The 6,611-nt window shown below is 67.7% G+C and carries 5 protein-coding genes; 3 read left to right on the forward strand and 2 right to left on the reverse strand.

The genetic code is table 11. The annotated features are described in order from the left end of the window. The first annotated feature begins 230 nt into the window (after nt 1-230). The 3 genes from kstR (at nt 231) to QOI01_RS34010 (ending at nt 3,170) form a co-directional block, all read left to right on the forward strand. The gene (kstR, locus tag QOI01_RS34000; RefSeq protein WP_235892758.1) at nt 231-836 is read left to right on the forward strand and encodes a cholesterol catabolism transcriptional regulator KstR; all 606 of its coding nucleotides are present in this window, start codon (nt 231-233) and stop codon (nt 834-836) included. 75 nt (nt 837-911) lie between these two features. Continuing rightward, the gene (otsB, locus tag QOI01_RS34005; protein ID WP_526388304.1) at nt 912-1,673 is read left to right on the forward strand and encodes a trehalose-phosphatase; all 762 of its coding nucleotides are present in this window, start codon (nt 912-914) and stop codon (nt 1,671-1,673) included. A gap of 45 nt (nt 1,674-1,718) precedes the next feature. Further along, nucleotides 1,719-3,170 (forward strand): HNH endonuclease signature motif containing protein, encoded by a 1,452-nt coding sequence (locus tag QOI01_RS34010; protein ID WP_526388292.1) that lies wholly within the window; start codon nt 1,719-1,721, stop codon nt 3,168-3,170. Nucleotides 3,171-3,214: 44 nt separating this feature from the next. Here the strand turns inward: QOI01_RS34010 and QOI01_RS34015 are convergent, their stop codons facing one another. Together QOI01_RS34015 and QOI01_RS34020 are read right to left on the reverse strand one after the other, a co-directional pair. Next, nucleotides 3,215-4,315, reverse strand: coding sequence for an Rv3575c family transcriptional regulator (locus QOI01_RS34015; protein WP_526388294.1), 1,101 nt, complete (start codon nt 4,313-4,315; stop codon nt 3,215-3,217). Between the two features lie 67 nt (nt 4,316-4,382). Continuing rightward, nucleotides 4,383-6,611 (reverse strand): YncE family protein (locus QOI01_RS34020; RefSeq protein ID WP_526388296.1); only part of this gene is annotated, 2,229 nt, incomplete at its 5' end.

Genomic DNA, 6,611 nt, shown 5'->3' on the forward strand with positions numbered 1-6,611 from the left:
GTGTTCTAATGGTGACAGCGTTCTAACGTCAAGTCGACTGCCATTACAGCAGGACACGTCGATTGCCCGGGGGCACGGAGGTGGGAAATTTCTGAACCGCGTGCGTATCGTTTTCACTTAGTGCGTATGAAGAAGGAGCTGCCCGCCGCATGTCTGGGTCCTCGCTGCCAGCAGCCAACACTTCCGGTTCGGGGTCTGATTCGGCCGCGAGCCCTCGCCAGGTCATGAACGTGGCCGTCCTCGCCGAGTCCGAACTCGGATCCGAAGCACAGCGGGAACGCCGCAAGCGCATTCTCGACGCCACCCTCGCCATCGCCTCCAAGGGTGGCTACGAGGCAGTTCAGATGCGTGCCGTGGCCGAACGTGCCGACGTGGCGGTCGGCACGCTGTATCGCTACTTCCCGTCCAAGGTGCACCTGTTGGTGTCCGCCCTGGGCCGTGAGTTCGAGCGCATCGACGCCAAGACCGACCGCGCCTCCCTCGTCGGCGGCACCCCGTATCAACGGCTGAACATCATGGTCGGCAAGCTCAACCGCTCGATGCAGCGCAACCCGCTGCTGACCGAGGCGATGACTCGCGCATTCGTGTTCGCGGATGCCTCGGCCGCTGGTGAGGTAGATCACGTCGGCAAGCTGATGGACTCCATGTTCGCCCGCGCGATGAGCGAAGGCGAACCCACCGAGGACCAGTTCCACATCGCGCGCGTCATCTCCGACGTGTGGCTGTCCAACCTCCTGGCGTGGCTGACCCGTCGGGCTTCGGCGACGGACGTCAGCAAGCGACTCGACCTTGCCGTCCGCCTCCTGATCGGCGACGGGGAGCACCCTAAGATCTGACCGGTGGGCAGGAGCGGCAGCGACCCGGGGGATGTTCCGGTGGGCAGGAGCGGCAGCGACCCGGGGGATGTTCCGGTGGGACTACCCGCAGACCTGACGGCGGCACTCGATGCCGTCGCTGGGACTCGACACCTCCTCGTCACGTCCGACTTCGACGGAACCCTCTCACCCATCGTGAACGACCCCGCCGACGCGCGCCCGCTGCCCGCGGCCGCCGACGCGCTGACGGCACTGGCCGGCCTGCCCTCGACGTCGGTCGCCTTGATTTCCGGTCGCGCGCTGAGCGTCCTGCGCGAGCTGTCGGGCGCCCCGCCGGGTGTGCACCTGGTGGGTAGCCACGGCGCGGAGTTCGACACCGGTTTTGTACACGAGGTCGATGAAGCGCTGCTGGGGAGGATCACCGCCGAGCTCAACACCATCGCGGCGAATCGGCCAGGGGTCACCGTCGAGACCAAGCCTGCCAGTGTGGCGCTGCACGTGCGAAACGCCTCAGCCGCCGACGGGGACGCCGCACTCGGCGAGTCTCGCGTAGCTTCGCAGGCGTGGGCTGCGCACCTCACCGAGGGCAAGGCGGTGCTCGAGTTCGCCGTCATCTCCACCGACAAGGGCGAGGCCGTGGACATCCTGCGCGAGCAGACCGGGGCGACGGCGGTGGTGTTCTTCGGCGACGACGTCACCGACGAGAAGGCGTTCCGCCGAATGCGCGACGCAGACGTCGGGGTGAAGGTCGGGGCGGGAGAGACGCTGGCGGACTACCGAATCGGCTCACCCGAAGACGTCGCCGACACGCTGACCTCCCTGTGCGAGCGACGCTGCGCGTTCATCCACAGGGCTTAGCTCCGGCAACTTGACCTGTCGGTAGGCAGTGCCACAATCGAACACATGAGTGAATCATCCGTCTCGGCGTTGCTGCAGCGGTTGTCTACGGCCGCATGCGCCGAGTCCCGCGCAGCCGCGCAACGGCTGGTGGCCATCGCGGACCTGGTCGAGTTGCGGGTGGCCGAGGACGGTGGCGCCAGCGATGACTGGGTGGTGGACGTCGTCGACGCCGTCACCGTGGAGGTGTCGGCTGCCCTGAACATCAGCCGTGGCCTGGCCGCATCTCATCTGCGCTACGCCCATGCGCTGCGACATCAGTTGCCCAAGGTCGGTCAAACCTTCATCGACGGTGACATCGACGAGGCCACCTTCCGCGCGCTGGTGTTCCGCACCGGACTCATCGTCGACGACGAAGTTCTCGCGCGCGTCGATGCGGAGTTTGTGCTACGGGCGCCGCGCTGGGGGACGATGAACCGCAGCCAGTTGGCCGCCCGCATCGACAAGGTTGTCGCCGGTGCCGACCTCGACGCGGTCCGCCGACGCCGCGACCGGGTCGCCGAGCGTGATGTCTTCGTCGGTGACGTCGACAACGGATTAGCCGAGATCACTGCCACGGTGTACGCACCCGACGGCCACGCCTTCGCAGACAGACTCACCGAGTTGGCCGGAACCGTCTGCGACGACGACGGACGCACGATGGCCGAGCGCCGATCCGACGCCATCGGGGCCTTGGCCGCCGGGCAGGACCGATTGGGCTGCCGCTGCGGGCAGATCGACTGCCCGGCCGGTGGCCGGACAGCCAGCGCAGTGGTCATCCACGTCATCGCCGAGCAGGCCACCATCGAGGGCACGAGTTTGTCGCCAGCGGCGACGCTGGGCTACGAGGGTCTGATCCCGGCTGAGCTCATCGCCGATTTGGCGAAGACGGCCCGGTTGCGCCCCCTGATCCACCCGGGTGACGCACCAGCAGAATCCGCCTACACCCCGTCACGGGCGTTGGCCGACTTCGTGCGCGCCCGCGATCTGACCTGTCGTGCGCCGGGCTGCAATCAACCAGCCACCGGCTGCGATCTCGATCATACGATTCCGCACGGGCGGGGCGGACCCACTCACGCGTCGAACCTGAAGTGCCTGTGCAGGTTTCACCACCTCTGGAAGACATTCTGGGGCTGGCACGACGAACAACTCCGCGACGGCACGGTCATCTGGACCTCGCCGTCGGGCGAGAAATACGTCACCCATCCCGGCAGCGCTCTGATCTTCCCCGACTTGTGCACGCCGACGAGTCCGGTCGCCGTCACACCAGGCACGGGCGAACCGTGCGGCGACAAGACCACCAAGATGCCACGCCGCACCCAGACCCGGGCCCGACAGCGAGCCGCCGACATCACCGCCGAACGCCACGCCAACCACCAGATGCGCACGGCACCAAAGGAAAAGACCCGCTACGACGAGCACATCGAATACGACGACACCTTCACCACCGCCACAGACTCCGACCCGCCGCCGTTCTGACGTGAGCGCTCCAGTCAATGCGACGCCGCGAAGCCGGCGCAGATCTAGACCGCCGGGCCGGACGTGCGACCCCTGACCAGCTCGGTGTCGAGCACCTCCACCACCGGTAGGCCCGACCGCGGCGGATTGTGCAGCAGGTATCCCGCGCGTCGCCCCTTCTCGATGCTGGGCTGCTTGACCGTCGTCAACCCGCGGGCCAGGGCATCGGGGATCCCGTCGAACCCGGTCACCGTCATCTGTCCGGGAACGTAGATACCATGTGCGCGTAGGTAATCCATCGCAGAGACCGCAAGCACGTCGGACGTGCACATCAGCCCGGTGATGCGTGGGTTGACCTCGAGCGCGGCCTCCGCAGCCGCCCCGCCCGACGTCGGTCTGTGCTCGTAGCTCTCCACCACGGTCAACGAATCCGGTCGCAGCCCAGCCGCCTTCATGGCGTCGTACACACCGTGAATGCGCTCACGCTGCACGTGGAAGTGGGGGGTCTTCACACGTTCGGGGGCGGCGACCGCAGGTTTGGCGTCGGCATGCGGCCAGTCGCGTCCCAGTCTCATCGTGAGCACACCGAGATCGCGGTGCCCGAGCCCGATGACGTACTCCGCAACGCTTCGCATGGCCGCACGGTCGTCGATGCCCACCCGCGAGGTGCCCGGCACGTCCTTCGGCTGGTCGACGACCACCATGGGCAGCGCGCGCTGCGCGACGACCGGGAGGTACGGGTCGTCGTCGGAAGCCGAGTAGACGACGAACCCGTCGACGCCGGCCGACAGCACTGCGGCGGTTCCGTCGCTCACGCTCCGGTTCGGCCCCGCGGCGACGAGCAGCAGGCCCTGTCCGGCCGCCTCACACGATTCGGCGAGTCCGGCGACGAAGTCCAGAGCGGCGGGATCGCTGAACGAATAGTTGAGCGGTTCGGTGAGGATCAGGCCGACGGCCCCGGCGCGGCGCGTGCGCAGCGAGCGGGCCACCGGATCGGGTCCGGCGTAGCCCATCCGCTTCGCAGTGGCCAGTACGCGCTCGCGAAGATCGGCCGAGAGTTGGTCGGGCCGGTTGTAGGCGTTGGAGATCGTGGTGCGCGAAACCTTGAGTTCTGCAGCCAACGAAGCGAGGGTAGCTCGCCGACGCGGAGCCGGACCGCTGGACATGCTCCATGACGCTAGCGGATTCGCTGCGCATCACCGCGCCAACGGCGCCGACTCGGCGGGCGCGCCTTTACCCGGCCGAGCCGTAAACCTCGGGATGCACGCTGGTGATCACCCGCACGGTGCCGTCCATGACGTCGGCGACGTAGATCGTCCGGCCGTCAAGGGTGGCCGTCATCAACCCGGGTTGGATGCCGACCCCGATGGTCTCGACGGGCTGATTGGTGGCCACGTCGATCACGGTGACGCTGCCGCAGTTGACGTTGCTCACGTACAACCGGTCGCCGCGGACGATGATGTCCACCGGCGCTGCGCCGCCAGGGATCGCGTCGACCGCCCGGGTGACGGGATCGACGTCCACCACCGTGCTTACCGACCTGTCGATGACGGTGAGCGCGTTAGTGGCTGAGTTGACGACGTACAGCCGGCCTCCGACGACGGCGGCGAAGTACGGATATCCGGTTACACCAACGAGATTGGCGCCCGGCGCTTCGATCGTGTCGAGCGCGGTGTTGGTGGCCTGGTCGAAGACCGCGACCGTGCCGCCCACGTAGTTGGTCACGTAGACGCGGTCAGCGGTGGCGGCGACACCGAACGGATCGCCCCCGATGGGGATCCTGGCGAGCTCGGTGTTGTCGTTCAGGTCGATCACCGACACCGTCCCGGCGTGATCGGCCACGTACAGACGATCCCCGGTGACCTCTAGGCCGAATGGGGTGGCGCCGACGTCGATTTGGTCGACGACCGTGTTGGTTGCGACGTCGACGACGGACACGGTGCCGTCACCGGCGTTGCCGACGTAGAGCGTGTGGCCACTGACCGCAAGGGCGAACGGCGTGCTTCCGACCTCGATGGATCCGGCGACCGCCTTGGTCGAGGTGTCGATCATCTTGACGAAGCCATTGCCCCCCGAGTCGAAGGGGCTGTTGAGGACGTACAATCGGTCCTCGACGACGGCCATGCCGTAGGTGAGTCCCTCACCCACGTCGATGGTGTCGGTCACGGCCGCCTCGGCGGGGGCCACGGGCGCGCTGACGTCGACCTTCGTGCCGTCGGAGGCGACGACTGAGAATTCGGCGACTTCGTCCGACTGACTGAGCCGAGCAGCCAGCCGGCACAGCTGATTGGGCGTGAACGTCCAATGACCGCTGGCGCCATCGACGGTGGCGGTGCCCAGCCGGGGGTCGATCTGCGCGGCGAGCGCGTAGGTCAGTCCGTCCGGCTCGTCCGCGACGTTCACGTGGCCGGTGACCCTGCCCGTCGCCTGGTCGATCCGATCGACTGCCGCGGTGGCTACGTCGGGAGTCGTGCCCACCCACTCGGTCTGCCGCGGAGCGGCCACCTGACCGGGTTGTTCGTCCACCACATTGCGCCCGGGTTGCCTTCGCACCCAGGCGAATATCGTCCAAAGGGTCGGCTCCTGCGCCTGGCCGCCAGGGACGGGCACGGCGAATAGGGCCAACGCCGCCGCCAGAACGCTGGTGACGATCCGCAGCGACACCAGCGGCGGACGGGACTCGGTGTCCGCCACGGAATCTCTTCGGGCCGACAAAGTTTCGGTACCGTGCGGGGCATCGGTCGCCAGGGGTCCGGCGGCGGAGGCGTCGGCGGCCCCACCGCCCACTCTGAACATCTCGGACACGCCTGGGATGGAAGAAATCCTGGGTACGACGAGCCGATTCGGCCATGGCACGGCTGCTGGTCCGGGGCCGGTCGCGGTGAATTTGGATCGCTCCGCTTCGCCCATCGACGATGGGGTTGGCGTGGTCAGCGCCGGCGACGTCACCCGCTCGTCCGGCGTCGCCGTCGCAGGCTCCATTGCTGCCTCCGTCGACTGCTGCGATGCGGAGTCCTTGGACTCGGGCTGCGGACCGTCGGTGTTCTGTGCGTCTTGCTCCGACGTCCGGTGCTCACCGGACGTCAGCGCAGCGCCGGAGCTGCGCACGATGACGCCGGGAATTGGCTCGTTCGACCTCTCGTTAGACCCCGCCGGGGCGAGGCCCGACTTCGCATCGGGCCCCGCCCCGCGCTCGACGGACCCCTCCCCCGAAGATGGTGTCGACCCCTCAGACGACACCATCCCGGAGTCCGTCGTCGAATCCGGTCCCCCCCGGGCCGGACTCTCGACGTTGGACGCGTCAGAAGACGGCTCGGACGTCGGGTCGGCAACCGCGAGACCCGGATGAGTCATCGCTGCCGACCAGATGCCCAAGGCCACTGCAAGTCGCACCACACGTGCGATGCGCCTTGAGTCGCCCACCGCGCGTGCCCCTTGCCGTTGCCCCTTCTGAAGTCTTCC

Origin of the sequence: Mycobacterium sp. (assembly GCF_032162605.1) — a bacterium.
Lineage (GTDB): Bacteria > Actinomycetota > Actinomycetes > Mycobacteriales > Mycobacteriaceae > Mycobacterium.

Coding starts and splice junctions, on each gene's coding strand:
- QOI01_RS34010 (WP_526388292.1), top strand. CDS start 1,719: ATGAGTGAATCATCCGTCTCGGCGTTGCTGCAGCGGTTGTCTACGGCC.
- QOI01_RS34015 (WP_526388294.1), bottom strand. CDS start 4,315: ATGTCCAGCGGTCCGGCTCCGCGTCGGCGAGCTACCCTCGCTTCGTTG.